Origin of the sequence: Pantoea phosphatilytica, from assembly GCF_051025615.1 — a bacterium.
Lineage (GTDB): Bacteria > Pseudomonadota > Gammaproteobacteria > Enterobacterales > Enterobacteriaceae > Pantoea.
In genome coordinates this window covers 649,144-673,653 of sequence record NZ_JBPFDF010000001.1, presented here as the reverse complement: position 1 = coordinate 673,653, position 24,510 = coordinate 649,144, and the positions used below count along the sequence as shown (strand labels likewise).

Here is a 24,510-nt window from a genome sequence, read left to right as displayed (position 1 = left end):
CGAATTAACGTAAGTTAACCAGCGTGTTGAGAATCTGGTCCTGAGTTTTGATGGTCTGCGCGTTCGCCTGATAGTTACGCTGCGCAACGATCATGTTCACCAGCTCTTTACTCATATCGACGTTTGACGATTCCAGCGCGCCCGCCGTCAGTGAACCAAAGGTGCCGGTGTTCGCCAGGCCAACCGCTGCCTGACCGGAGGCGTTCGAAGCCTGCCAGACGTTGTCGCCCTTCGACTGCAGACCTTCCGGGTTAGAGAAGCTCGCCAGTACGATCTGACCCAGCAGCTGGGTTTTCTGGTTTGAGTAGGTGCCGGTGATGGTGCCGTCGTTATTGATCGCGTAGCTGGTCAGATCGCCTGGCGCATAGCCATCCTGAGTCGGGCTGCCAAAAGTGGTGGCGCCGGTGTTCTGCTGCAGACTGCCCAGCATGCTCATGGTAATGGGCTGGTTTGCGACCGCACCATTGGCGCCGCCCGCGTTCAGCGTCAGGCCGACGGTGCCATCTGTGGTGGTGCTGACAACTGCGCCGCTGGCGTCCAGCTTAGAAACGCTGGTCAGCTTACCGCTGGTGTCAAACGCCATGCGGAAGTCACCCGCCGAGCTGCCGGTTTCGCCATCGATGGTGCGCACGGTCCAGCTGTTGCTGGTGGCATCTTTCGAGAAATACATGTCGAGCGCGTGGTCATTACCCTGCGAGTCGAACACGGTCACGGTGGTTTTCTTGTTGTAGCTGTCCGCGTTCGCCGTCGAGAAGGTGGTGACGGAAGGCGTGGTATCCGTGGAGTTCAGGTTAGCAACCAGACCGGCGGTGGTCGTGGCACGCGCGGACATCTGCTCGGTTGGAATACGCAGCGCCACCGGGTTCGCACCCGCCTGAATGGTGGCCGGTGAACCGCTGGCCGGATAGCCGGTCACGTTCAGGCCCTGGGTGTTGATTAGGTTACGGTTGGCATCCAGCGTGAACTGGCCGTTACGGGAATAGAAGACGCCGCCGCTGCTGTCGGTCATACGGAAGAAGCCGTTACCGCTCAGCGCCACATCCAGCCCGCGGCTGGTGGTGGTGGTCGCACCGTCGTTGAAGTTCTGAATGACCGCCGCGACTTTGGTGCCGAGGCCGACGTTAGAACCGGCAAACATATCGGCGAACGCGATGGTGCTGGATTTAAAGCCCGCTGTCGCGGAGTTGGCGATGTTGTTACCGATGACATCAAGGTTACTTGAAGCAGCACCAAGGCCGCTGACCGCTTGGGAAAATGACATGTGTGTGTGTCCTGTCTACAGGTTAATCAGAGAATCTGACGTACGTCGTCAAGGGTGGCGGAGCCCATGGTGCCGAGATCCAGTTTTGTGGTGTCGTTGGCCGTACTCACCCCGTTGACGTAGGCGTAGTTAAGCGGTTGTGCCACCAGTTGTGTGCTGCCATTGCTTGCGGCAATAGCAACGGTATATTTCCCATCCGGGGCGACAGAGCCATCGCTCAGCTTGCCATCCCAGGAGAAGGTGTGAACGCCTGCGCTCAGCGCGCCCAGGTCCACGGTGTTGACCACGGAACCGCTGGCATCCTTAATGGTGGCGGTGGCTGCCGTCGACGCGGAGGTCAGCTCAACGCCAAAGGGGGTGGTGGTGCCCTTGCCAACCAGAATCTGCCCGCCGTTAACCATGACGCCATGACCAATCAGCGTGGAGCTCTGCAGCGACTGGCTGGTGTTGATCTGTCCGGAGATCGATCCCAGCGTGGTATTCAGTTTTTCAATGCCGCTCAGGGTATTGATCTGTGCCAGCTGTGTGGTGAGCTGGCTGTTATCCATCGGATTGGTGGGATCCTGGTTTTGTAACTGCGTCACCAGCATGGTCAGGAACTGATTCTGCAGATCCTGCGCACTGTTACTGGTGCCGGTGCTGGATGAGCTGAGGACCGTGGGGTCCAGCTTTTCGTTAACGCCTACCGCAATAGCCATTATCTTTCTCCGTTATTGCCCGATCGTCAGGGTTTTCATCATCATCGACTTCACGGTGTTGAGCACTTCAACGTTGGCCTGGTAACTGCGGGACGCCGACATGGTGTTGACGCTTTCCGAGACCACATCCACGTTGGGCATTTTCACGTAGCCTTTGGCATCCGCCATGGGATTGCCCGGGTCGTAGACCAGCTTCGGCGGCGTGGGGTCATCCACCACTTTCGCCACTTTCACGCCACCGGTCGCGGCGCCTGGCGCCGCATCGGTCTGGAAGACCACCTGTTTGGCCACGTAGGGTTTACCATCGGGGCCGGTGACGCTGTCGGCGTTGGCCAGGTTACTGGCACTGACGTTTAATCGCTGTGATTGCGCGGTCATCGCTGAGCCGGCAATGTCAAAAATGTTCAGCAAGGCCATAATTATTGCCCTTGTAACACGCTCATCATGCCTTTGATCTGGCTGCTGATGAGGGTGAGGTCGGTTTGATATTTCAGGCTGTTATCCGCGAACTGGGTACGTTCACGGTCCATATCTACGGTGTTGCCGTCGGCAGAAGGCTGATCGGGGATCCGATAAAGCATGTCCATCGAGGGCGCACTGTTGGTCTGCGCTTCAATGTGGCGGGCTGACGTGACTTTTAACGCCATGCTGCTGCCTTCCGCACGACCGTTGGACATCACCCGACTCAGCTCGCTGGCAAAGTCGATATCCCGGGCCTGATAGCCAGGGGTATCGGCGTTGGCAATGTTTGACGCCAGGATCTCCTGACGCTGAGCACGCAGGTTGAGGGCCTCGGTTCCAAATTTCAGCGCCGCATCCAGTTTGTCGAGCATGTTTCCTCCGCAAATGAGAATTTCGAGCTGGCAGCTTAATTTGAAAAAGCAAGAGGTCATCGTCTGAATAACGCCTCAAATGACCGCTATTTTAACTCTTGAGGATTTTCGGGAAGGGGTACACTCGTCGGCATTATCGGTGAGGAGATGCAAAATGCGTCGATATCTGACTCTGCTGGCCAGCCTGCTGGTCGCAATCGCCCTGCCGGCTTCTGCCGGGGATCTCACGGCACAACTGAATCAGTTTTTTAAAGCGCGTGACGTGCAGCATGCTGCTGGCATGGTGGTGGTGATTCGCACGCCGCAGGAGCAGTGGCCCGCCTGTGAGTCACCGCAGTTCAGCCTGCCCGGCAACAGCCGGCTCTGGGGCAATATGAGCGTGGCGGCCAACTGCGGTGAGAACCGTCGTTATCTTCAGGTACAGGTGCAGGTGACCGGCACCTACCTGGTGGCAAACCGTCTGCTGAGCCGTGGCAGCAGCGTCAGCGAGAGCGACTTCACGCTGCAGACAGGCCGCCTGGATACCCTGCCCGCCCGCGCCCTGCTGAACAGCGACGCCGTTGCCGATGCCGTGGTGCTGCGCGATATACAGCCCGGTCAGCCGATTAACCCCTCCACGCTGCGTCAGCCGTGGCGGGTCAAGGCCGGTCAGAACGTGATTGTGATTGCCAGCGGCGACGGTTTTGATGCCAGTGGCGAGGGGCAGGCGCTCAACAATGCCGCCCGATCGCAGTGGGTGCGGGTCAGGATGGGAAATGGCCAGATTGTCAGCGGTAAGGTGCGCGAGGATGGGAATATTCTTATAACGCTGTAAAGTGTTAAAGAAGCCCCTCATGCTGCCGATAGAAGAATCAACAAAGCGATTACGCTATTATGATTCAGGTGGCAGACTTCCCCTGACCCTACAGGAGCCCGAATATGAGCATTGACAGAACGCAACCTCTGAAACCCGCCAGCACCGTACAGAGCCGTGATAACAGCGAGCCTGGCAGCAGCAAGGTGCGTCAGAGTGCCAGCCCGGTCGCGAGCGCGCCTGCGGCAGCCCAGGTCAGCCTGAGCAGCGCGCAGTCACAGCTGATGCAGCCGAGCAGCAAAGACATTAACGTCGAGCGCGTTGAACAACTGAAAACCGCCATTCGCAATGGCGAACTGAAGATGGATACCGGCAAAATCGCCGATGCGCTGATTGCCGACACTAAAGCGTATTTAGAGGGTAATTAATTCCCATGAGTAATTTGCAGACCACATTAGATAAGATGCAGGATGTGCTGGCGTCGCTCTCCGCTGTGCTGGAAGAAGAGCAGCAGCAGCTGGCAGCGGGCAGCATTAACAGCCATCTGTTGCAGCGTATTACCGAAGATAAGAGTGCGCTGCTCACTACGCTGAATTATCTGGATGAGATGCGCCGGACCGCCGAACAGAGTCAGGCGACATCCGCACCTTATCGTGGTCAGAACGACATGGCGCGCCGCTGGGAGACCATCCAGCAGCATACCCGTCGTCTGCAGGATGCCAATGTGCATAATGGCCTGCTGCTGCAACATCAGATCCGCTATACCGAAGAGGCGCTTAATGTGCTGAAGCCGCATCAGACCCAGGCCTTTTATGGCCCGGATGGTCGGGGAAAAGGCCTGGCGACGCTGAGTCGCAAAGCCTGAAATCCGGACATAAAAAATCCCGCCTGATGCGGGATTTTTTATTATCTGCTTTCGCAGCGGGTTACACCGCCGTGCGGCGGGCGTAGTCGCGCAGCCGGAAGCCCAGCAGCCCCAGCGCGAGGAAGTACGCGCCACCGCCGACCGCACAGACCGCCGCCAGACGCAGCAGGCGCCACAGCATCGAGCCCTGCTCCCAGGCCGGCATCCACTGCAGCACCGCAAACAGCGCCCCTGCCATCGCCACTACCGCAATCAGCAGACGAATCAGGAAACTGCCCCAGCCTGGCTGCGGCATAAAGATCTTCCGCTTGCGCAGCTGCCAGTAGAGCAGCGCCGCATTCAGGCACGCCGCCAGACCAATCGACAGCGACAGGCCCGCATGTTTTAACGGACCGATAAACGCCAGGTTCATCATCTGCGTCATGATCAGCGTAATAATGGCGATCTTAACCGGAGTTTTGATGTCCTGACGGGAGTAGAAACCTGGCGCCAGCACTTTCACCACGATCAGGCCCATCAGGCCGACCGAATAGGCGATCAGGGCGCGCTGCGTCATGGCCGCATCAAATGCCGTGAATTTACCGTACTGGAACAACGCCACGGTCAGCGGGCCGGAGAGCATGCCCAGCGCCACCGCGCTGGGCAGCGCCAGCAGGAAGCAGAGGCGCAGGCCCCAGTCCATCAGCCGTGAATACTCATCGTGATTGCCGCTGGCAAAACTCTTCGCCAGCGACGGCAGCAGGATGGTGCCCAGCGCCACGCCCAGCACCCCCGACGGAAACTCCATCAGGCGATCCGCGTAGTACATCCAGGAGACCGATCCCGACACCAGAAACGAGGCGAAGATGGTGTTGATAATCAGCGAGATCTGGCTGACCGAGACGCCCAGAATGGCCGGGCCCATCTGGCGCATTACCCGCCAGACGCCCGCGTCACGCAGGTTCAGGCGCGGCAGGACCAGCATACCGAGTTTTTTCAGGTGAGGCAGCTGATAGCCGAGCTGCAGCACCCCGCCCGCGACCACCGCCCAGGCCAGCGCCATCACCGGCGGATGGAAGTGCGGCGCGGCAAACAGGGCAAACCCGATCATGCTGACGTTCAGCAGGGTCGGCGCAAAGGCAGGCACCGAAAAGCGGTTCCAGGTGTTCAGCACCGCCCCCGCCAGTGAGGCCAGCGAAATCAGCATGATGTAAGGAAAGGTTACCCGCAGCAGCGAGCTGGTCAGGGCAAACTTATCTGCGCTGTCGGCGAAACCCGGCGCCGTCACCATGATGACCCAGGGAGCCGCAATCATGCCCGCCACGGTCACCAGCGCCAGGACCAGCGTCAGCAGACCGGAGACGTAGGCCAGAAACAGTTTTGTCGCCTCGTCACCCTGTTTGCTTTTATATTCAGCCAGAATAGGCACAAAGGCCTGGGAAAAGGCACCTTCGGCGAAGATACGCCGCAGGAGGTTGGGCAGTTTAAAGGCAACAAAGAAGGCATCGGTCGCCATGCCGGCGCCAAACACCCGCGCCACAATGGCATCACGGGCAAAGCCCAGAACGCGGGAAAACAGGGTCATGGAACTGACCGCTGCCAGCGATTTCAACAGATTCATAATTGACGGCGCATCCTGAAAAGAATCAGCAAAAAAGGAGAATTAGCGCGGACACCAAAAGGTGCCCGGCGACAGTCTACTGCCACAGCCGGAAATGACCAGCACGGAGTGTTACAAGGCGTTATTCACGGGTCGCATCGCGCCACAGTTTTTCCACCACGCGCTGCGCCATCAGCGCCTGCTCACCGCTGGTTTCAGGCTTCGTCTGATTTTGTACGCAGTCGATAAAATGGCGGGCGGCTCCGCTGAAGCCGCGCTGAGCCAGATGGCTCTGCCAGGCAGGGGGCGGCGGGATCAGCAGTTGACCGCCCTGCTCCTCCTGCCAGTCACGCATCTCGCTGATGTCGATACACTTTCCTGCACCCACCACGCTGACCCGTTCGCGCTGACTGCCCGCGCGCCGGTGCATGCTGGTCGTGATCGACAATCCTGCCAGCGAGAAGTGATGTTCGGCATAGAGCATCTGCCCCTGCTCGTTGGTATCGATGCGCCCCTGAACCTCACGAAAGGGTTTGCCGCCCAGCCAGAGTGCGGTGTCCACCACATGCAGGTAGTCGTCAAGCAGGGTAAAACGCAGATCCTGCGGCCCGACGCTGTCGCTGCGATGCTTTTCAATCCGCAGCGACGCCGCGCCTGCCATTTCCGCCCGCAGTTGCTGATAGCGCGGCGCGAACCGGCGGTTAAACCCCACCATCAGTTTACGCTGCCGTTTTTCCGCCAGCGCCACCAGCGCCTCTGCCTGATCCAGCGTGTCGGCCAGCGGCTTATCGACGCAGACATCCTTTCCGGCCAGCAGCAGTGTCCTGACCACCTCATAATGGGTGGCGGTGCTGCTGTGGACAAACACCGCATCGCAGGCCGCCGCTAAGTCATCCAGCGATCCAAAACAGTGCATGCGATAGCTGTCGCAGATTGGACGGGCTTTGGTCTGGTTCGGGGAAAAGGCACCCACCAGCGTCCAGTCCGTTGCCGCCGACAGTACCGGCAACCAGGCTTTCTGCGCAATCCCGCCGAGTCCCACTACGCCAATACGTACGCTCATCTCAGCTCTCCGGTGACAGCAGTTGATCAAGCCGGGCCTGAAGCCGGGCGACCTGGGTTTCCAGCGTGGCAACGCGCGCCGCCAGATCGTCCTGTATCTCCGCTGACGCTGCAGACGGGGGCGTCTCACTCTCGTCACCCAGCAGATGCATAAAGCGGCTTTCGCGCTTGCCCGGCTCGCGCGCCAGCCTCATCACCTGCGCACTGTCGTCACGCTGCATCAGCGCCTCCAGCGTCTGTTCAACTTCGCTGACATCACTGAAGTCATGCAGCCGTCCGCTGCGGGTGCGCAGCTCACCTGGCGTCTGCGGCCCGCGCAGCAAAAGCAGCGTGAGGATGGCGACTTCGGCGCTGTTCAGCTTCAGCGCGCCAAAGGCGGAGTTGCAGAAACGCTGCCCATACTTCATGACCCGCTGCCCGCCGCCACTGCTGGCGGTGATCAGATGTCGCTTCTCCAGCTGATCGAGCTGATCCTGCACCTCACTCTCGCTTAGCTCCATTACCGGCTCGCGATTCGATTTCTGGTTGCAGGCCACCACTACTCCATTCAGTGACAGCGGATACTGCTCCGGCGTGGTGACCTGCTTCTCCAGCAGGCAGCCCAGCACCCGCTGCGCCTGTGCCGATAAAGCCATCTTCATGTTCGCATCCTCATTAGTGTCCACGCCGGTCAGGCGTCCATTCCCGCTGGGTTAACGCCGTCAGTACGTGATCCTGCCAGCGCCCGTCGATCAGAAGATAATCTTTCGCGTAGCCCTCTTTTTCAAACCCGAGCCGCGCCAGCAGATCGCCGCTGCGCTGATTGTGTGGCATGTAGTTGGCCATGATGCGATGCATATGCTGCTGGCGCTGCATATAGCGGATAGCCGCCTGCAGTGCTTCGAACATCAGTCCCTGGCCCTGCCACTTTTCACCCAGTGAATAGCCAAGGTAACAGGCGTGAAAGGAGCCGCGCAGCACGTTGCTGAAGTTCGCCACGCCCCGCACTTCGGTTTCTTCGCTGTCCATCAGAATGAAATAGAAGGCCGACCCCTGTTTATGCAGGTCAGTAATGAGGCCGAGTCGCGCCTGCCAGCCAGAGGGGTAGCAGTGGCTGTCATCGCGCACCGGCTCCCACGGTTTGAGAAAAAGGCGGTTTTCCGCATAGTAATCTGCCATTCGCCAGGCATCACGTTCGTGAACCAGACGAACCACCAGCCTGTCGGTGGTTAAGCGCACCCTGGGCGCGGCAGAACGATAGCCAAACATCCTGACTCCTGAAATCAATGGCTGATAGAGATGAGCCGTCATTACCCGGCCTTCACTATAACCGCCACCCGGGCTAGGGTAAAACGTTACTGCGGTTCTGCCATAAAGCGGTTGATTTCGCACGGTTATCGCCACCTGCGACGGTGACGCTGCTGGCCGCCCGCGACCCCGGTTTGCCCTGTCCACTAATCTCTTCCATACTTTTTATGGGTCCGCAAAACAGCATGAATTGATTCATGCTGTTAAACCCTAAACCTGCTATACGGGAGATCAGGATGAAGCTCTATATCTATGACCACTGCCCTTTCTGCGTGAAAGCGCGCATGATTTTTGGTCTGAAAAATGTGCCGGTTGAGCTGGTGGTGATGCTCAACGATGATGAAGAGACGCCAGTCCGTCTGGTTGGCAAAAAAATGGTGCCAATTCTGCAGAAGCAGGATGGCAGCGCCATGCCGGAGAGCATGGAGATTGTCCACTACGTGGATCAACAGGATCACGCGCCGCTGATCACCGGCGCGCTGAATCCGGCCATCGCCGACTGGCTGCGTCACATGAACAGCTATGTGAACAAGCTGCTACTGCCACGCATTGCAGAGGCGGCGTTTGCCGAGTTTGCTACGCCAGAGGCGCGCAACTATTTCCGCACGAAAAAGCAGGCGAGCATAGGCGACTTTGCCGCACTGAAGAGCCATTCGGCCGGATTGATCAAAAATGTCAGCGATGACCTGCGCAAGCTCGACAGGCTTATCGTCCAGCCCAATGCGGTCAACGGCGAGCTATCGGAAGACGATTTTAGCCTCTTCCCCCTGCTGCGCTCGCTGACGCTGGTAGCCGGTATCGACTGGCCCGCCCGGGTCGCCGACTATCGCGATAACATGGCAAAACAGACCCAGGTCAATCTGCTCTCGTCCATCGCCCACTGACCCGCCAGATGAGAGGCGCTGCGGCGTTTCTCATCCCTTTCCTGATGACACCCGCCCTACATTCAGGCAGGCTATGGCCTGTTTACTGGCTCTGATATTCAGGATATCGATCGATGAAAAAGGCTTTTTTCGGGCTGACCGCCCTGCTGTTCGCCCTGCTGCTGAGCGGCTGTAATAAGCTGATGCAATACACCATCAGCGAGCAGGAAGTTAACCAGGCGCTGCAGAAGCATAACAACTATGAGAAAGATATTGGCGTTTCCGGACTGGTTAACGCGCACATCGTGCTGAACAATCTCAGCAGTCAGATTGGTCGCGAAGAGCCGGGCAAAGTGACCCTCTCCGGCAGTGCCAAAATCAACGTCACCTCGCTGTTCGGGCCACAGCAGGCCGATATGCAGCTGAAGATGCGGGCTCAGCCGGTCTACGATCCGCAACAGGGTGCCATCTATCTGCGCGATCTGGAGATTACCGATGCGCAGGTGGCACCGGAAAAAATGGCCGCGATCATGAAGACGCTGACCCCCTACCTCAATCAGTCGCTGAAGAGCTATTTTGATCAGAAGCCCGCCTACGTGCTCAGCGCCGACCGCAGCAAAGGCGAGTCGCTGGCGAAGCGGTTCGCGAAAGGGCTGGAAGTGAAGCCTGGCGAGCTGGTGATCCCTTTTACGCAGTAAGCCCGAATGCCGCGCCTCTGGCGCGGTTTTTCTTTTCTGCATAAAAAGCAGGTGCAAACGGTTGCCTGAATCCTTATGCTTAGACCCCGGCCAAAACACGCCTTTTGTTTTCTCTTCTGCCGGAGCTTCACTGATGACAGCACACCCTCAGCAACTTACCCTGCGTCGCCCTGACGACTGGCATATTCATCTGCGCGACGATGAGATGCTCAAAACGGTCCTGCCCTATACCAGCGCGGTAAATGGTCGTGCCATTGTGATGCCAAACCTGGTGCCGCCTGTGACCAGCGTTGCGGCGGGGGAAGCCTATCGCGAGCGTATTCTGGCGGCACTGCCCGACGATCATAAGTTTACCCCGCTGATGACCTGCTATCTGACCGACTCCCTCGACCCGGATGAGCTTGAGCGCGGTTTCACCGCCGGTCTGTTCACTGCCGCCAAACTCTATCCGGCCCACGCGACCACCAACTCCAGCCACGGCGTGACCGACATCGCCTCGATTGCGCGGGTGCTGGAGCGGATGCAGACGCTGGGCATGCCGCTGCTGGTGCACGGTGAGGTGACCGCGGCGCATGTCGATATCTTTGATCGTGAAGCGCGCTTTATCGAAACGGTGATGGAGCCGCTGCGCCGCCAGTTCCCGGCGCTGAAAGTGGTAATGGAGCATATTACTACCCAGGATGCCGCGGACTACGTTGCCGCTGCCGATGAGAACCTGGGGGCGACCATCACCCCGCAGCATCTGATGTTTAACCGTAACCACATGCTGGTGGGCGGCATCCGTCCGCATCTCTACTGCCTGCCGATCCTCAAGCGCAACGTGCATCAGGAGGCGCTGCGCAAGGTGGTGGCGAGCGGCCATCCACGCTTCTTCCTGGGCACCGACACCGCGCCGCATCTGCGCCATCTCAAAGAGTCCAGCTGCGGCTGTGCCGGGGTATTTAATGCGCCGACGTCACTGCCCGCCTACGCCACCGTATTTGAAGAGCTGGGGGCGCTGGAGCACTTTGAGGCGTTCTGTTCGGAGAATGGCCCGCGTTTTTATGGCCTGCCGCTGAATGAAGGCACAATTACGCTGGTGCGTGAAACCTGGCAGGTGCCGGACACCATCGCTCTGGGCAGCCACTCACTGGTGCCGTTCCTGGCCGGTGAGACGCTGAACTGGCGCATCGCATAATTTCGCTTGCCTCCGGCCTGCGGATACTGTAAATATATACAGTATCTTAACCGGAGGCTGTTATGCGCGTTGAAATTACCGTATCAAATACCCGACCTCTTCCTGCTGGCGCAATCGAAGCATTAAGCGACGAGCTGTCGCGCCGCATCGATGAACAGTTCCCTGACTCGACCAACCACGTCAAGGTGCGTTACGCCAGTACCAACAATCTCAGCGTGCTGGGCGGTGGAAAAGAGACGCGCGACCAGATCAGCGAGATCCTGCAGCAGACGTGGGAAAGCGCTGACGACTGGTTCATTACTGATTAACCGCCACTGTGTTTTTTTCCGGGTGTCGCCACCCGGTTTTTTTATCTTTTCTCCCCTCTCGCGCTTCCCCCGCCCAGCATCTAGACTCTGAATGATCAATGCCCTATGCTTGCGCTCGTCACGCATAACAGGAGATGCGACACCATGACTACTGATAAACCAGAAGAGGCGATGACCTTTGGTGAGTTGCTGGCACTGATTGGCGACCAGCAGCGTCGTTTAACGGTGCTGGAAAATGCCTTTTCCAGTCTGATGTTCTGTCTTGACGATCGGGCCAGCCAGCTGCTGGCGCATAATCTGTCGCTGGAAGCCCAGAACCAGAATCACGATGAGCAGCTCCAGCAGCACTTTGCCCGTCTGGCAGAAAGCGTTCAGAGACGTGGCGGCGGCATCGTGCCGGAAACGCCGACGCTTTGATCCGATCTGGCCTTATCCGCTTTTTGCCTGTCCATTGAATCATGATAAAAATGCCTGCCCGTCAGGCATTTTATTTTTCATCTCCGGCCTGTTAAACACGAATGTTCTGTGAGAAGCTGTTTCACGGCACTTTTTAAACAGTGATACCCGGGATTACTGTTATAATTGTTTTTCGACTGGAATAAAAAAGCCGCATTGAACCTCACCATGCACTTCGTTTAACGAGTAATAAGGAGGTTATAATGGACAGAAAAGATGTGATTCAGACTCACCCGCTGGTGGGCTGGGATATCAGTACCGTTGACAGTTATGACGCCATGATGATCCGCCTGCACTCGTTGTCGTCGCAGGATCAAAAAGAAGAAGAAGCGGATGTTGGCCCTACCTACTGGCTGACAACGGATGTGGCAAGGCAGTTTATCTCGATCCTCGAAGCGGGGATTGCCAAGATAGAATCAGCCGAACAGATAGAGCGACTCCTCAGTAAGCATTAATTTCTGCCACATCAGACAGGCACCCTCAGGGGTGCCTTTTTCGTTTCTGTTTCTGGTATGCTTTTGATTATCTGACTCTTAGAGCGTGGTTATCATGATTTATGATCTTATTGTCGTTGGCAGCGGCTCGGTGGGCGCGGCGGCAGGCTACTATGCCACCCAGGCGGGTTTATCGGTGCTGATGATCGACAGTGCCCACCCTCCCCATCAGCAGGGCACTCATCATGGCGAGAGCCGCCTGATTCGTCACGCTTATGGCGAAGGCGAACGCTATGTTCCGCTGGTGCTGCGGGCGCAGACGCTGTGGGATGAGCTGGAGCAGCAGGCTGGTGAACGCATCATGCATCGCAGTGGCGTGCTAAACCTGGCCCCGCAGGCGTCGCCGTTTATCCGCAACGTCATCGACAGCGCCACCCGCTGGCAGCTCAATATTCAGGTGATGCAGCCCGATGAGGTGCGCAAACGCTGGCCGCAGATTAACGTGCCGGAGGGTTATCTGGGCGTATTCGAACCGCAGTCCGGTTTTCTGAAATGCGAACAGGCGGTTCGCAGCTGGATCCAGCTGGCCGAACAGGCAGGCTGTGCGCAGCTGTTCAACTGCCCGGTTTCCGCGCTGGGCCGCGACGGCGACCTGCAGCAGGTGACTACGCTGGATGGTGTCTACCGGGGGCGTAAAATGCTGGTCAGCGCGGGCACCTGGGTCGGAAAACTGGTTCCGGATCTGCCGGTCGCCCCGACCCGCAAAGTATTTGCCTGGTATCAGGCCGATGGCCGCTACAGTGAAAATAACCAGTTCCCCGGTTTTACCGTGGAGATGCGCGACGGCAGCCAGTTCTACGGTTTCCCGGCAGATAACAACGCCCTGAAAGTGGGCCGTCATGATGGCGGCCAGCGGATGCAGCAGCCAGAGGATCGCAGACCCTTTGGCACTGTCGCCTCCGATGGCAGCGAAGCCTTTAGCTTCCTGCGTCAGTTTTTGCCGGGAGTGGGCGTCTGTCTGCACGGTGAAGCGTGCAGCTATGACTTCAGTCCGGATGAAGATTTTATTATTGATACCCTGCCGGGGGAACCCGATCGGCTGGTGATTACCGGTCTCAGCGGACACGGGTTTAAATTTGCCAGCGTCTTAGGCGAGCTGGCGGCGGAATTTGCTCAGGGAAAACCCTTCTCCTTTGATTTAACGCCCTTCCGACTTTCCCGCTTCTGATATTGCAGCCGGAGGGGATCGTCACGCACGCCTCCGGCTGACAAAAATTGACGAAACCTGATTATTACTGACAGATAAGGGCACGGCTGTTTCGCCCTTAATGTTAATTTCCCCGCTATTTCGTTGACCGCGTCCTGTCCTGGAAAATTCTCATTCAATAATATTGCGCATTATCCCGACTTTTATTCAGTCATTTATTGGGCCACGCCAGAATTTATAGAAGCGTAAGGACGATTGCTTTTATATTTCATAATGTAGATGCTTATTTCATATTATTTCCCTGTGAACGCCTCATTATGTTAATACGGAATACCTCTCATCAGTTCGGACTGATTGCTGTGCTGCTGCACTGGACAATGGCGCTGGCGATATATGCCATGTTTGCGCTGGGATTATGGATGGTCGGTCTTGGCTATTACGACAACTGGTATCACGACGCCCCGGAGATTCATAAAAGCATTGGCGTGATCCTGTTTCTGACGCTGATTGTTCGCCTGCTGTGGCGCGTTATTTCTCCGCCGCCAGAACCGCTCAGCTCATATTCGCCGCTGGTGCGCATCAGCGCCGTGGTGGCGCACCTGCTGCTCTACACCCTGCTGCTGGCGATTCTGATTAGCGGCTATCTGATCTCCACCGCGGACGGAAAGCCCATCACCGTCTTTAACCTCTTTACTCTGCCCGCCCTGTTCAGCGGTGCAGGTGAACAGGCCGATCTGGCGGGCGATATTCACCTCTGGCTCGCCTGGACAGTGGTCATTCTTTCGGTTCTGCATGGGCTCGCGGCGCTCAAACACCATTTCGTCGACCGCGACATTACCCTGAAACGAATGTCCGGTTACCCTCTCTCCACTCCCCTTGAAAAGGATAGATAATATGTTCAGGAAAACGTTACTGGCGATGACCAGCGCCAGCCTGCTGCTTGGCTCACTGAGCGCCCATGCGGCAAACTATAAAATCGACAAGGAGGGCCAGCACGCCTTTATCCAGTTCCGTATTCAGCACCTGGGTTACAGCTGGCTGTATGGCACCTTTAAAACCTTTGATGGCCGCTTTACCTTTGATGAGAAGAACCCGGCGGCAGACAAGGTCGAGGTGACGATTGATACTGCCAGCGTCGATACCAATCACGCCGAGCGTGACAAACATCTGCGCAGCGCGGACTTTCTGAACAGCAGCAAAAACCCGCAGGCGACGTTCAAATCGACAGCGGTGAAAAAAGAGGGCGATGAACTGCAGATTACCGGCGATCTGACGCTGAACGGCGTGACGAAACCGGTGACGCTGGACGCGAAAATGCTGGGCGAAGGAAAAGATCCGTGGGGCGGCTATCGCGCAGGCTTTGAAGCGGAAGGCGAAATTGCCCTGAAGGATTTTAATATCACCAAAGATCTGGGGCCTGCTTCACAGAAGGTTCAGCTGATGATCTCGGTTGAAGGAATTCGTCAGTAAAACGGCAAGCCGCCTGAAGCGCACTTCAGGCGGCCACGCTTATTTCTTCTGCGGCGCGGGAATCGTCATGTTTAACAGGCCACGGGACTTGTTAAAAATCTTATTACCATTCTCACGTCCTGCCCGGCGGGCACGCTGCTCTTCCGGCGAGAGTTTTGCCTCTTCCTGACAGAGCGGGCTACAGCAGTTTTCAAACTTCTCTGCACACGCTTTACACTGGATAAACAGCAGATGACAGCCGTCATTCACGCAGTTAACGTGGGTATCGCAGGGTTCACCGCACTGATGGCAGTTCGACAGCACATCATCGGAGATCCGCTCACCCATACGCTCATCGAACACGAAGTTTTTGCCTTTGAAGCGAACCGGTAATCCCTGCTCACGGGCACGGCGGGCATACTCGATAATACCGCCTTCAATGTGGTAAACATCCTCAAAGCCGTTATGGCGCATCCAGGCACTCGCCTTTTCACAGCGGATACCGCCGGTGCAGTACATGACGATCTTCTTGTCTTTCTTATCCTTCAGCATATCAACCGCCATCGGCAGCTGATCGCGGAACGTATCAGCTGGCACTTCCAGCGCGTTGTCGAAGCGGCCCACTTCATATTCGTAGTGGTTGCGCATATCCACAAACAGCGCGTCAGGATCGTCCAGCATGGCGTTAACGTCGGCCGCTTTCAGGTAGTGGCCCACATCGCTGGCATCAAACGTCTCATCCTCAATCCCATCGGCAACGATGCGATCGCGCACTTTCAGACGCAGTACCCAGAACGATTTCCCATCATCATCCAGGGCGATGTTCATCCGCAGATTATCCAGCGCCGGGTCGAACGCATAGAGCCACGCTTTCATCTTTTCGTACTGACTGGCGGGCACGCTGATCTGCGCATTGATCCCTTCGTGCGCCACGTAGACTCGGCCAAAAACTTTGAGCGCGGTCAGACCAACATAAAGCGCGTCGCGAAAGGCTTTAGGATCGGCGATCTGAAAATACTTATAAAAAGAGACTGTCGTGCGCGGCTCCGTTTCAGCCAGCATGCGCGCCTTCAGCTCTTTATTGGAAACGAGGTTATGTAACACTGGCATGGTGTTCTTTCCTGTTATCAATAGGTGAAATTTAGCGGCAACATGATACCTGATTTCACTAAGATGCAAAGGCCGGTGTCGGGAATGATCGTCAGTTGCTGTTTTTATCATCACACCCGGGCTGTTGGCATTGATTACGCAGTCGGCTGTGCTGTCACCGATATTTATGCGCACGATAAAAACTGGCACAATGGCAGAAATTAATGAAATATCAGCACCGCACGGTGCGCGACGCAGGAAAATTAACCTTCATATGACTCAGTTGCCTCAGTTTTCACGAGAACTGCTTCACCCGCGCTATTGGCTGGCCTGGCTGGGTGTCGCTTCTCTTTATCTTTTGGTGCTACTTCCTTATCCCCTGCTCTATGTTCTCGGCTGCAATATTGGCCGCATCGGGATGCGTTTTATGAAGCGCCGCGTCAGCATCGCCCGCCGGAATCTGGAATTAACCTTCCCGGATATGCCGGTGAATGAACGCGAAGCGATGATCAAGCACAATTTTGAATCGGTCGGCATGGGCCTGATTGAAACCGGTATGGCGTGGTTCTGGCCCGACTGGCGGATCAATAAATGGCACAAGCCTTCAGGTCTGGAGCATATTCAGCAGGCTCACGACAGCCAGCGCGGCATTCTGCTTATCGGCATGCACTTTCTGACGCTGGAAATTGGTGCACGCATGTTTGGTATCCACAATCCCGGGATTGGCGTTTACCGTCCGAATGACAATAAGCTGATCGACTGGCTGCAGGTTAAAGGCAGGATGCGGTCGAATAAGAGCATGATCGATCGTAAAGATCTCAAGGGGATGATCCGCGCTCTGAAGCAGGGTGAAATTATCTGGTACGCACCCGATCACGACTATGGTCCGCGCAGCAGCGTCTTTGTGCCCTTCTTTGCCGTCGAAAAGGCCGCCACCACGGTGGGTACGCATCTGCTGATCCGTACCGGTAAGCCCGCCGTCATTCCTTTCGTGCCTCGTCGTCTGCCTGACGGTCGCGGCTATGAATTGATGATTCTGCCTGATATCAGCGGTGAATTTACCCTGGAAAGCGACGAAGTCACCGCAGCCAGAATGAACAAAGTGGTTGAGGAAGGCGTGCTGCTGGCGCCGGAACAGTACATGTGGCTCCATCGCCGTTTCAAAACGCGCCCGGAAGGCGAACCTTCGCGTTATTAGTCTTTTCGCGCCAGATGTCTGACAGGCATCTGGCGCGCTTCTGTTGCCATTCCCTGCCAGATAAATCAGTCCCGCCCTCTTTCTCATTCATCAGCAGAGCCAGTCATAAATACACATACGCATAATTAACCGCCCCACTGCGGGTTTAAAATAACATCGTCTTATCAATTCAGAATAGCGCAGGCGGCATGTGTGCCTTTCGGCTTTTAATTCATTACGCCTGCTGCAGAATATATTTAATTTACTCTGGTGCTGATTATTTCCCGTGCCAGGCCTAATCCTATTTAGCCGCGCTTAATGGTATCCCGCCTCTTATGAATTGATGAAAATTAACTTATTTTACAGTGAATTGCTGACCTGATTTGGCTTATATTCCATTTTACATTTTTTTAACAGCCCGATAGACCGTTATGGCATTTGAAGAAATTCATCGTTCCCGGTAATTTCGGGGTTAACCGTCAGACCTTTAACGGTTCTGACAAAATTATAAAAAAAGCACACACAGCAAACCTCTAACGGGACAGATAATATGAATAAAGGTCTCTACTATTACGTTACTATCGGCACCGATCAGGAAAATTATCACTTCCTCCATCGTAAAGGGTGCAAACGGATGCCGGATAAGGATTCGGTGATCTTTATCGGTACGTTATATAATCTGAGTCAGGCGCTTTCCATCGCCAGAATTAATTTTAAGAAGGTGAAGCCCTGTATAAAATGTTGTATCCGCTACTCAGCGCCAGTGATCCATGAGTCTGTTCAGCCGGTTCTGCACTTTCCGCAAAAGATGATCTGATGCTCACTGGCGAGAAATGACTTATTTCCCGCCAGTTGCACTGCCCGCGCCTTTCCCTCCCCTGAATTTCGTCTATCCTTCACTGAAATCAAATCAACCCGCAGTCAATGAACCCGTAAAGGAGAAGCGCAATGAGCATGTACAGTACGTTAGAGGAAGCCATTGATGCTGCACGAGAAGAGTTCCTCGCGAATCACCCGGAGCTTGAGGAAGAGGATGCATCGATCAGCCAGTTTGGTCTGCAAAAGTATGTAATGCAGGATGGCGATATCATGTGGCAGGCTGAGTTCCTGGAAGATGAAGGGGATACCGGGGAGTGCATGCCATACCGCAGCGGTGAAGCCGCTCAGGCCATTTTTGATGCTGACTTTGACGAAGTGGAACTGCGTCAGGAGTGGTTAGCGGAAAACACCCTGCATGAGTGGGATGATGGAGAATTCCAGCTGGAACCGCCGCTGGACACCGAAGAGGGTGAAGCTGCGGCCCAGGAGTGGGAAGACGACAACAGCGATTCCGATCGCAGCTACTCGTAAGGCCCGTGCCGGGCATCCACGGGTAGCAACAGGGTATCCACCACCAGCGACAGCGGCAGGTCGAGGATCGTCAGGATCCGCCATCCGCTGTCGCGGATATCCCACTGCACGCCGGGATAGTATTGATTACCGTGCCCCTGCCCCGGAAAAGTGCGGCTGATAATACTGCCGCAGCCGCTTAAGCAGAGCACGGCTACACCGATAAGGCCCGCCTTCAAAAACCCTTTCACCACTGATACCCGCCCCGGACAGCCGTTAACGTCGTCACACGCGTTGCGGTGACGGTAAGACCTCAATCTACCACTGTGTGCCGGTTTTTATCCGAAAAAAAAGCGGCATCGCTGCCGCTTTTTCAGGTTACGCGTTTTTCAGCGCGTGAGGGTTAAGGGAGAGTTTCTGATAACTCTCCACCCACTGATGATACTTGTCCGCCTCTTCCCACAGCCGGGTGTGAACGCGGGCCAGTACCACCGGGTCGCTGATCAGCTGCAGACGCTGGTCGCGGCTCAGTTTCTCCGGCGTATCGCTCAGCGCCTGGTCCACACGACGGTCACGGGCATAGTCCAGTAACTGACTCTGCTTGTGACGTGAGGTCGCCAGCGCCGTGGCCAGCGCGTTGAACGCAGGGTGGAACACAGCGTGCATAAAGCCATTTTCCAGTGCGCGTTCACGGTTCAGCTCCAGATAGCGGTCCGTGTCCACCAGCTCCTGCGGCGGTGCGTACTCTTCCGGGATCAGGAACAGCTTCGCGCGCTTGCTCTTAAGCCCCAGCGTGGCGCGACTCGACATCACCGAAACAAACGGCGACAGGATCAGTGAGAAGACAATCGGTGCCAGCCACCAGAGGAAATTGAGATCCAGCAGGCCCATACCAATCGCCCACACCAGACCCAGTGCCATCTGTGAACCGTGACGTTTAAATGCCTCTCTCCACGGCGTCGCATCATCATCACGCTGTGGCGAGTTCCACACCACTTCCCAGCCCAGGAAGGCGCTGACCACGAAGACCGTATGGAACAGCATGCGCACCGGTGCCAGCAGCACCGAGAACAGCGTTTCCAGCACCAGCGACGCCAGCAGGCGCAGCGGGCCGCCATAGGCTTTCGATCCTTTAAACCAGATCAATACCACGCTCAGCATCTTCGGCAGGAACAGCAGCACCATCGTGGTCGAGAAGAGCGCGATGGCCAGCTCCGGACGCCACTGCGGCCAGACCGGGAACAGCTGCCGCGGTTGCAGGAAGTAGGTCGGTTCCATCAGCGTGTGCACCACCTGCAGGGCGGTAGACAGCGCCAGGAACATAAACCAGAGCGGCGCCGAGAGATAGGACATCACACCGGTCAGGAACACCGCGCGGTGAACCGGGTGCATCCCTTTCACCAGGAACAGGCGGAAGTTCATCAGGTTACCGTGACACCAGCGGCGGTCACGTTTCAGCTCATCCAGCAGGTTCGGCGGCAGCTCCTCATAGGAGCCTGGCAGATCGTAGGCAATCCAGACGCCCCAGCCGGCACGACGCATCAGCGCAGCCTCGACGAAGTCATGCGACATGATGGAACCGGCAAACGAGCCTTCACCCGGCAGCGGCGCCAGTGCGCAGTGCTCGATAAAGGGTTTCACGCGGATAATGGCGTTGTGACCCCAGTAGTGCGACTCGCCCAGTTGCCAGAAGTGCAGACCGGCGGTGAACAGCGGACCGTAGACGCGGGTCGCAAACTGCTGACAGCGCGCATAGAGCGTGTCCATACCGGAAGCTTTCGGCGACGACTGGATGATCCCGGCGTTCGGGTTGGCTTCCATCATGCGCACCAGGCCGGTGAGACACTCACCGCTCATGACGCTGTCGGCGTCCAGCACGACCATATAGCTGTAGTTGCTGCCCCAGCGACGGCAGAAGTCATCGATGTTGCCGCTTTTACGCTTCACACGACGACGACGACGGCGATAGAAGATCCGGCCTGCGCCACCGACATCGCGCACCAGCTCCATCCAGGCTTTCTGTTCGGCGATGGCGATATCCGCATCGTAGCTGTCGCTCAGGATGTAGACATCGAAGTGATCGGCGTTACCGGTGCGAACCACGGATTCCCAGGTCGCACGCAGACCCGCGTAAACACGCTCCACATCTTCGTTACAGATAGGCATGATCAACGCGGTCCGATGCGCCGGATTCAGCGGCTCATCCCCGACGGTCGAGTAGGAGATACTGTATTTATCCCGTCCGATCAGCAGCTGCAGGAAGCCCATCAGAGCCGTCCAGAAACCGGCAGAGACCCAGCAGAACAGGATCGCAAACAGGAACAGAATACCGGTCTGCAACACATACGGCAGAATCTGCATCACAGACTGCTGCCAGTTCTGGTTGATCATCTCCATCGGATCCAGCAGCGTCCAGCCCTGGTACGGCAGAATACTCTTCATGTACCAGGTGGCGACCACGGTCTGGAAAAGGGTCAGGATCAGCAGGATATAGCGGCGAATCGAACCGACATGACGCCACTTCTCTTCTGCACGCTGCTCTTCCGCATTGGCGTAACGCGGTACCGTTTTGTGTCCACGCAGTGAGTCCCAGGCACGGGCGACCGGGTTGGTTCGCCAGGCTTCCGGGAACATCAGGGAGCGTTTGACTTTCGGCATCGCCTTCAGCGTGGTGCGATCGAGATCATCCTTGCCCAGCTGCTGGCCGTCGGCCAGTGAATCCGGCCAGGCCATTTCAACCCGCGATGAGACCGATTTTAACGGTGCATCGTCGGGGCGATCGCTGGCGGCGACATCCCTGCCCAGCGCATCATGGATGAAGTGGAACGCCCCGGCATTCTGTAAAGAACCGCTGAGACGTGCCTTCCCTGCCGCATCCAGCGGCAGAGAGTCCACATAACGTTGAGGTGTAAAAGTCGATTTATTCATTGGCAGGTAACTGATAGCTCCAGGTTTCCGTCAATGTCTTGTCGCCGCTGACCAGCGCCGCCCGCATTTCGGTGGACTGTTTGGCATCTTTCACGCGCAGACGCAACACCAGACGCCAGCCTTTGGTGACCGGGTTATAACGTACGCTCTGCTCAACCACATCGGCATTCTTGCCAACGCTGACCTGTGGCGCAACCTGACTGTTTTCAGCCATCTTACTCATGTCTTTACCCACGAAGTCGATGGTGAAAGCCACAGTGCCATCCGGCTGACGCACCAGATTAGACTGCTTCACGTCGCCTGCCGAACGCAGGGTATTTTTGACCCAGGCGATATCGTCAGAGTGCAGCTGATTTTCGTCGCGCGAGAAGTGCAGACGATATTTGAAGTTCATCTCTTTGCCAGGCTCTGGCAGTTTCTCCGGCGTCCAGAATGCAACGATGTTGTCGTTGGTTTCATCCGCCGTCGGGATCTCAACCAGTTCCACCCGGCCTTTACCCCAGTCGCCTAACGGTTCAACCCAGCCGCTTGGACGCAGGTCGTAACGATCATCCAGATCCTGATAGTTGCTGAAGTCACGTCCGCGCTGCAGAAGGCCAAAGCCTTTTGGATTTTCGATGGTATAGGTGCTGACCGCCAGATGACGCGGGTTGTTCAGCGGACGCCAGATCCACTCTCCATTGCCGTTGTGGATGGAGAGACCGTCTGAATCGTGCAGCGCCGGACGGAAATTGTTCACCGCAGACGGCTGATTCTGACCAAACAGGAACATACTGGTCAGCGGGGCGATCCCCAGCTTGCCGACGTTGTCACGCAGGTAAACCTTCGACTGTACGTCTACGGTTGACGCCTCACCCGGACGCAGCACAAAGCGATACGCGCCGGTCGCACGCGGCGAGTCGAGCAGCGCATAGATCACCAGCTGTTTATCCTGCGGCTTCGGCCGTTCAATCCAGAACGTTTTAAAGCGCGGGAACTCTTCACCGGACGGCAATGCCGTGTCGATGGCCAGTCCACGCGCAGACAGGCCATAGACCTGACCGGCACCGATGACGCGGAAGTAGCTGGCACCCAGGAAGCTGGCGATCTCATCGCTTTTACCCTTGTTGTTCAGCGGGTAAAGCACTTTGAAACCGGCAAAACCGAGGTTTTTCACCGCATCGGCGTCATGTTTTACGTTACCGAAATTGAAATAATCGGGGTTGTATTTAATCTCGCGCACCGCGCTGGCGGTCACCTCGTTGATCTGCACCGGGGTATCGAAGTACATCCCCTGGTGATAGAACTCCAGCTTAAATGGCGTGCGCAGTTTGCCCCAGTACGCTTTATCGTGGTTAAACTGGATTTGCTGATAGTCAGCAAATTTCATTTCACGAAACTGAGAGGGTAAATTGCTTTTAGGCGCTTCGAAGCTTTTCCCTGCCAACGCTTTGGCTTGAACTGCGACATCATCAATATTAAACGCCCAACTGTTGTTGGCATACAACGCCAGCAGAACCGCAGTACCCATCCAGCGTACCTTCATCAGTCCGGCTTTATTTTTTTCTTTAGTCAGCACATCCCCCCCTTTCGTGTGCTTAAATCAAACCCGTTTATCTTAAAGGATTATTCGGTTTTCCGACAGCTTATGCGCAAGATTGTTCCTGCATTTCAGCAGGCTTAACGCCAGTTTAGGACAATTAGACACTCCGGATTCTACTGATAGTATACCCGCTTTATCGCAGCTAGAATTTCATCCGATGATAATCCGGTTTCAGGGTGAAACCGGCCAACCGTACTAACGAACTGGAACTTTATGAGTACTGTAAAACCTGAACGTGAATACTTCCTCGACTCCATTCGCGCCTGTCTGATGTTACTGGGGGTTCCGTTTCACGTTTCCCTCATCTACTCTGCGCAGAAATGGGCAGTGAACAGCCAGGAGGCGTCACTGTGGCTGACGCTGCTGAATGATTTTATTCATTCCTTCCGCATGCAGGTCTTTTTTGTCATCTCGGGCTACTTCTCCTACATGCTCTATCTGCGCTATCAGCCACGGCGTTTCCTGAAGGTGCGGCTGGAGCGGGTCGGGATCCCGATGCTGACGGCGGTTCCACTCATCACCCTGCCGCAGTTTTTCATGCTCAAGGCCTGGACCGATAAACTGGCTGACTGGCCCCGCTTCACCCCCTATCAGAAGTTTAACAACCTGATGTGGGAGCTGATCTCACACCTGTGGTTCCTGGTCGTGCTGGTGATGCTCACCACCCTGGGCATGGTGACGTTTCGCTGGCTGCGCGATCAGCACCGTACAATCGACTACTCACGGGTCGGCTGGGGTGCCCTGGCGGGCAGCGTGCTGGCGTGGGCGCTGGTGTGGTGTCTGTTCCGTCGTCTGGTGTTTATCTTCCAGCCCAACTGGCTGATGGATGGCCTGTTCAACATCGTGGTGATGCAGACCCTCTTCTATCTGCCGTTCTTTATGCTGGGGGCGCTGGCGTGGAAGCATCCACCGCTGAAGGCGCTGTTTGTGCGGTTTAATCCGGTGATGTGGTTCGGCGCGCTGCTGCTGTTTGTCGCCTACTGCACCAATCAGCGTCTGGGCAGCGGCGACGGCTGGTTATATGAGACGGATGCCATTATCACGACGCTGATGGGGCTCTGTATGCTGAACGTCTGCTTCTGCCTGGGTCACAAGCTGCTCAATTCCCATTCGCCGCGCATCCTGTATCTGGTCAACGCGTCGCTGTTTATCTATCTGGTGCACCATCCGCTGACGCTGCTGTATGGCATCTATGTCACGCCACGGATTGAAAATAACACGCTGGGCTTTTTCATGGGTCTGCTGATGGTATTTGGCATCGCGTTTCTGCTCTATGAGATCCATCTGCGCATCCCGCTGCTGCGCTTCCTGTTCTCGGGGAAATCTGAACGTAAACAGGCGCAATAAGCGCGAGCCGTGACTTCCGGCCTTAAGGCAAAGCGTGCAGAGACTTAACGTGCCGGGCGCTCGCGCCAGCCGCCTCTCAGGGATGAGG

General features: G+C 56.4%; 28 protein-coding genes. 16 read left to right on the top strand and 12 right to left on the bottom strand.

The window, feature by feature from the left end:
* Positions 1-4: 4 nt before the first annotated feature.
* Genes flgE through flgB form a run of 4 tightly spaced genes read right to left on the bottom strand, consistent with a single transcriptional unit; the run spans position 5 to position 2,792 of the window.
* Positions 5-1,261, bottom strand: a complete 1,257-nt coding sequence (flgE, locus tag ACR6AS_RS03465; RefSeq protein ID WP_111138633.1) for a flagellar hook protein FlgE — start codon at positions 1,259-1,261, stop codon at positions 5-7.
* A 26-nt stretch (positions 1,262-1,287) separates the two neighbouring features.
* A complete protein-coding gene (flgD, locus tag ACR6AS_RS03460; RefSeq protein WP_111138632.1) occupies positions 1,288-1,959 on the bottom strand; it encodes a flagellar hook assembly protein FlgD in 672 nt (223 codons plus the stop codon).
* A 12-nt stretch (positions 1,960-1,971) separates the two neighbouring features.
* Positions 1,972-2,376, bottom strand: a complete 405-nt coding sequence (gene flgC / locus ACR6AS_RS03455) for a flagellar basal body rod protein FlgC (RefSeq protein ID WP_111138631.1) — start codon at positions 2,374-2,376, stop codon at positions 1,972-1,974.
* Between the two features lie 2 nt (positions 2,377-2,378).
* Complete coding sequence (gene flgB / locus ACR6AS_RS03450) at positions 2,379-2,792, bottom strand: flagellar basal body rod protein FlgB (protein WP_128085685.1); 414 nt, start codon at positions 2,790-2,792, stop codon at positions 2,379-2,381.
* A 154-nt stretch (positions 2,793-2,946) separates the two neighbouring features.
* On the opposite strand from flgB, the gene flgA reads away from it, so the two are divergent.
* The 3 genes from flgA (at position 2,947) to flgN (ending at position 4,450) form a co-directional block, all read left to right on the top strand.
* Positions 2,947-3,606: a flagellar basal body P-ring formation chaperone FlgA gene (gene flgA, locus ACR6AS_RS03445; protein ID WP_111138629.1), complete on the top strand. Its 660-nt coding sequence runs from the start codon at positions 2,947-2,949 to the stop codon at positions 3,604-3,606.
* Positions 3,607-3,710: 104 nt separating this feature from the next.
* Positions 3,711-4,013: a flagellar biosynthesis anti-sigma factor FlgM gene (gene flgM / locus ACR6AS_RS03440; protein WP_111138628.1), complete on the top strand. Its 303-nt coding sequence runs from the start codon at positions 3,711-3,713 to the stop codon at positions 4,011-4,013.
* 5 nt (positions 4,014-4,018) lie between these two features.
* Entirely contained in the window at positions 4,019-4,450 is a 432-nt protein-coding gene (gene flgN / locus ACR6AS_RS03435; protein ID WP_111138627.1) for a flagellar export chaperone FlgN, read from the top strand.
* Between the two features lie 61 nt (positions 4,451-4,511).
* Here the strand turns inward: flgN and murJ are convergent, their stop codons facing one another.
* From murJ to rimJ, 4 genes are all read right to left on the bottom strand, one after another.
* Positions 4,512-6,050 (bottom strand): murein biosynthesis integral membrane protein MurJ, encoded by a 1,539-nt coding sequence (gene murJ / locus ACR6AS_RS03430; RefSeq protein ID WP_418802395.1) that lies wholly within the window; start codon positions 6,048-6,050, stop codon positions 4,512-4,514.
* Positions 6,051-6,171: 121 nt separating this feature from the next.
* A complete protein-coding gene (locus ACR6AS_RS03425) occupies positions 6,172-7,092 on the bottom strand; it encodes a Gfo/Idh/MocA family protein (protein ID WP_111138625.1) in 921 nt (306 codons plus the stop codon).
* Position 7,093: 1 nt separating this feature from the next.
* Positions 7,094-7,732, bottom strand: a complete 639-nt coding sequence (locus tag ACR6AS_RS03420; RefSeq protein ID WP_418797293.1) for a DUF480 domain-containing protein — start codon at positions 7,730-7,732, stop codon at positions 7,094-7,096.
* A gap of 13 nt (positions 7,733-7,745) precedes the next feature.
* Complete coding sequence (gene rimJ / locus ACR6AS_RS03415) at positions 7,746-8,339, bottom strand: ribosomal protein S5-alanine N-acetyltransferase (protein WP_111138623.1); 594 nt, start codon at positions 8,337-8,339, stop codon at positions 7,746-7,748.
* A 275-nt stretch (positions 8,340-8,614) separates the two neighbouring features.
* Between rimJ and grxB the strand changes: the two genes are divergently transcribed.
* From grxB to ACR6AS_RS03370, 9 genes are all read left to right on the top strand, one after another.
* Positions 8,615-9,262, top strand: coding sequence for a glutaredoxin 2 (gene grxB / locus ACR6AS_RS03410; protein ID WP_434161121.1), 648 nt, complete (start codon positions 8,615-8,617; stop codon positions 9,260-9,262).
* A 113-nt stretch (positions 9,263-9,375) separates the two neighbouring features.
* Positions 9,376-9,939, top strand: coding sequence for a lipoprotein (locus tag ACR6AS_RS03405; RefSeq protein WP_111138621.1), 564 nt, complete (start codon positions 9,376-9,378; stop codon positions 9,937-9,939).
* 133 nt (positions 9,940-10,072) lie between these two features.
* Entirely contained in the window at positions 10,073-11,116 is a 1,044-nt protein-coding gene (gene pyrC, locus ACR6AS_RS03400) for a dihydroorotase (protein WP_111138620.1), read from the top strand.
* Between the two features lie 62 nt (positions 11,117-11,178).
* Positions 11,179-11,424 carry a DNA damage-inducible protein I gene (dinI, locus tag ACR6AS_RS03395; protein WP_111138619.1) on the top strand — a complete coding sequence of 82 codons (246 nt, stop codon included), beginning with the start codon at positions 11,179-11,181 and terminating at the stop codon, positions 11,422-11,424.
* A 144-nt stretch (positions 11,425-11,568) separates the two neighbouring features.
* Positions 11,569-11,841, top strand: coding sequence for a hypothetical protein (locus tag ACR6AS_RS03390; protein WP_111138618.1), 273 nt, complete (start codon positions 11,569-11,571; stop codon positions 11,839-11,841).
* Between the two features lie 242 nt (positions 11,842-12,083).
* Positions 12,084-12,335 (top strand): biofilm formation regulator BssS, encoded by a 252-nt coding sequence (gene bssS / locus ACR6AS_RS03385; RefSeq protein WP_111138617.1) that lies wholly within the window; start codon positions 12,084-12,086, stop codon positions 12,333-12,335.
* A 94-nt stretch (positions 12,336-12,429) separates the two neighbouring features.
* Positions 12,430-13,542, top strand: coding sequence for an N-methyl-L-tryptophan oxidase (gene solA, locus ACR6AS_RS03380; protein ID WP_293773987.1), 1,113 nt, complete (start codon positions 12,430-12,432; stop codon positions 13,540-13,542).
* A gap of 296 nt (positions 13,543-13,838) precedes the next feature.
* Positions 13,839-14,414, top strand: coding sequence for a cytochrome b (locus ACR6AS_RS03375; RefSeq protein ID WP_434161118.1), 576 nt, complete (start codon positions 13,839-13,841; stop codon positions 14,412-14,414).
* A 1-nt stretch (position 14,415) separates the two neighbouring features.
* A complete protein-coding gene (locus tag ACR6AS_RS03370) occupies positions 14,416-14,991 on the top strand; it encodes a YceI family protein (protein ID WP_434161116.1) in 576 nt (191 codons plus the stop codon).
* Positions 14,992-15,030: 39 nt separating this feature from the next.
* Here ACR6AS_RS03370 and trhO read toward each other — a convergent pair whose 3' ends face one another.
* Entirely contained in the window at positions 15,031-16,080 is a 1,050-nt protein-coding gene (gene trhO / locus ACR6AS_RS03365; protein WP_111138613.1) for an oxygen-dependent tRNA uridine(34) hydroxylase TrhO, read from the bottom strand.
* A 253-nt stretch (positions 16,081-16,333) separates the two neighbouring features.
* On the opposite strand from trhO, the gene ACR6AS_RS03360 reads away from it, so the two are divergent.
* The 3 genes from ACR6AS_RS03360 to ACR6AS_RS03350 all read left to right on the top strand — a co-directional run bounded on the left by ACR6AS_RS03360 (position 16,334) and on the right by ACR6AS_RS03350 (position 18,586).
* On the top strand, positions 16,334-17,257 hold the full coding sequence (locus ACR6AS_RS03360; protein ID WP_111138612.1) for a Kdo(2)-lipid IV(A) acyltransferase: 924 nt from the start codon (positions 16,334-16,336) through the stop codon (positions 17,255-17,257).
* A 529-nt stretch (positions 17,258-17,786) separates the two neighbouring features.
* On the top strand, positions 17,787-18,053 hold the full coding sequence (locus tag ACR6AS_RS03355) for a hypothetical protein (protein ID WP_111138611.1): 267 nt from the start codon (positions 17,787-17,789) through the stop codon (positions 18,051-18,053).
* Positions 18,054-18,184: 131 nt separating this feature from the next.
* A complete protein-coding gene (locus ACR6AS_RS03350) occupies positions 18,185-18,586 on the top strand; it encodes a MysB family protein (RefSeq protein ID WP_111138610.1) in 402 nt (133 codons plus the stop codon).
* Here the strand turns inward: ACR6AS_RS03350 and ACR6AS_RS03345 are convergent.
* The 3 genes from ACR6AS_RS03345 to ACR6AS_RS03335 form a co-directional block, all read right to left on the bottom strand.
* Positions 18,577-18,816, bottom strand: coding sequence for a YceK/YidQ family lipoprotein (locus tag ACR6AS_RS03345; protein ID WP_111138714.1), 240 nt, complete (start codon positions 18,814-18,816; stop codon positions 18,577-18,579). The two genes, ACR6AS_RS03350 and ACR6AS_RS03345, sit on opposite strands and share 10 nt — an antisense overlap.
* 127 nt (positions 18,817-18,943) lie before the next feature.
* Complete coding sequence (gene mdoH, locus ACR6AS_RS03340) at positions 18,944-21,493, bottom strand: glucans biosynthesis glucosyltransferase MdoH (RefSeq protein ID WP_111138609.1); 2,550 nt, start codon at positions 21,491-21,493, stop codon at positions 18,944-18,946.
* Positions 21,486-23,021, bottom strand: a complete 1,536-nt coding sequence (locus ACR6AS_RS03335; RefSeq protein WP_199559964.1) for a glucan biosynthesis protein G — start codon at positions 23,019-23,021, stop codon at positions 21,486-21,488. The genes mdoH and ACR6AS_RS03335 overlap by 8 nt, the downstream gene beginning before the upstream one ends.
* Positions 23,022-23,288: 267 nt before the next feature.
* Here ACR6AS_RS03335 and mdoC point away from each other — a divergent pair, with 267 nt between their 5' ends.
* Positions 23,289-24,422, top strand: coding sequence for a glucans biosynthesis protein MdoC (gene mdoC, locus ACR6AS_RS03330; protein WP_111138608.1), 1,134 nt, complete (start codon positions 23,289-23,291; stop codon positions 24,420-24,422).
* Positions 24,423-24,510: the final 88 nt, after the last annotated feature.

Coding starts and splice junctions, on each gene's coding strand:
- flgE (WP_111138633.1), bottom strand. CDS start 1,261: ATGTCATTTTCCCAAGCGGTCAGCGGCCTTGGTGCTGCTTCAAGTAAC.
- flgD (WP_111138632.1), bottom strand. CDS start 1,959: ATGGCTATTGCGGTAGGCGTTAACGAAAAGCTGGACCCCACGGTCCTC.
- flgC (WP_111138631.1), bottom strand. CDS start 2,376: ATGGCCTTGCTGAACATTTTTGACATTGCCGGCTCAGCGATGACCGCG.
- flgB (WP_128085685.1), bottom strand. CDS start 2,792: ATGCTCGACAAACTGGATGCGGCGCTGAAATTTGGAACCGAGGCCCTC.
- flgA (WP_111138629.1), top strand. CDS start 2,947: ATGCGTCGATATCTGACTCTGCTGGCCAGCCTGCTGGTCGCAATCGCC.
- flgM (WP_111138628.1), top strand. CDS start 3,711: ATGAGCATTGACAGAACGCAACCTCTGAAACCCGCCAGCACCGTACAG.
- flgN (WP_111138627.1), top strand. CDS start 4,019: ATGAGTAATTTGCAGACCACATTAGATAAGATGCAGGATGTGCTGGCG.
- murJ (WP_418802395.1), bottom strand. CDS start 6,050: ATGAATCTGTTGAAATCGCTGGCAGCGGTCAGTTCCATGACCCTGTTT.
- ACR6AS_RS03425 (WP_111138625.1), bottom strand. CDS start 7,092: ATGAGCGTACGTATTGGCGTAGTGGGACTCGGCGGGATTGCGCAGAAA.
- ACR6AS_RS03420 (WP_418797293.1), bottom strand. CDS start 7,732: ATGAAGATGGCTTTATCGGCACAGGCGCAGCGGGTGCTGGGCTGCCTG.
- rimJ (WP_111138623.1), bottom strand. CDS start 8,339: ATGTTTGGCTATCGTTCTGCCGCGCCCAGGGTGCGCTTAACCACCGAC.
- grxB (WP_434161121.1), top strand. CDS start 8,615: ATGAAGCTCTATATCTATGACCACTGCCCTTTCTGCGTGAAAGCGCGC.
- ACR6AS_RS03405 (WP_111138621.1), top strand. CDS start 9,376: ATGAAAAAGGCTTTTTTCGGGCTGACCGCCCTGCTGTTCGCCCTGCTG.
- pyrC (WP_111138620.1), top strand. CDS start 10,073: ATGACAGCACACCCTCAGCAACTTACCCTGCGTCGCCCTGACGACTGG.
- dinI (WP_111138619.1), top strand. CDS start 11,179: ATGCGCGTTGAAATTACCGTATCAAATACCCGACCTCTTCCTGCTGGC.
- ACR6AS_RS03390 (WP_111138618.1), top strand. CDS start 11,569: ATGACTACTGATAAACCAGAAGAGGCGATGACCTTTGGTGAGTTGCTG.
- bssS (WP_111138617.1), top strand. CDS start 12,084: ATGGACAGAAAAGATGTGATTCAGACTCACCCGCTGGTGGGCTGGGAT.
- solA (WP_293773987.1), top strand. CDS start 12,430: ATGATTTATGATCTTATTGTCGTTGGCAGCGGCTCGGTGGGCGCGGCG.
- ACR6AS_RS03375 (WP_434161118.1), top strand. CDS start 13,839: ATGTTAATACGGAATACCTCTCATCAGTTCGGACTGATTGCTGTGCTG.
- ACR6AS_RS03370 (WP_434161116.1), top strand. CDS start 14,416: ATGTTCAGGAAAACGTTACTGGCGATGACCAGCGCCAGCCTGCTGCTT.
- trhO (WP_111138613.1), bottom strand. CDS start 16,080: ATGCCAGTGTTACATAACCTCGTTTCCAATAAAGAGCTGAAGGCGCGC.
- ACR6AS_RS03360 (WP_111138612.1), top strand. CDS start 16,334: ATGACTCAGTTGCCTCAGTTTTCACGAGAACTGCTTCACCCGCGCTAT.
- ACR6AS_RS03355 (WP_111138611.1), top strand. CDS start 17,787: ATGAATAAAGGTCTCTACTATTACGTTACTATCGGCACCGATCAGGAA.
- ACR6AS_RS03350 (WP_111138610.1), top strand. CDS start 18,185: ATGAGCATGTACAGTACGTTAGAGGAAGCCATTGATGCTGCACGAGAA.
- mdoH (WP_111138609.1), bottom strand. CDS start 21,493: ATGAATAAATCGACTTTTACACCTCAACGTTATGTGGACTCTCTGCCG.
- mdoC (WP_111138608.1), top strand. CDS start 23,289: ATGAGTACTGTAAAACCTGAACGTGAATACTTCCTCGACTCCATTCGC.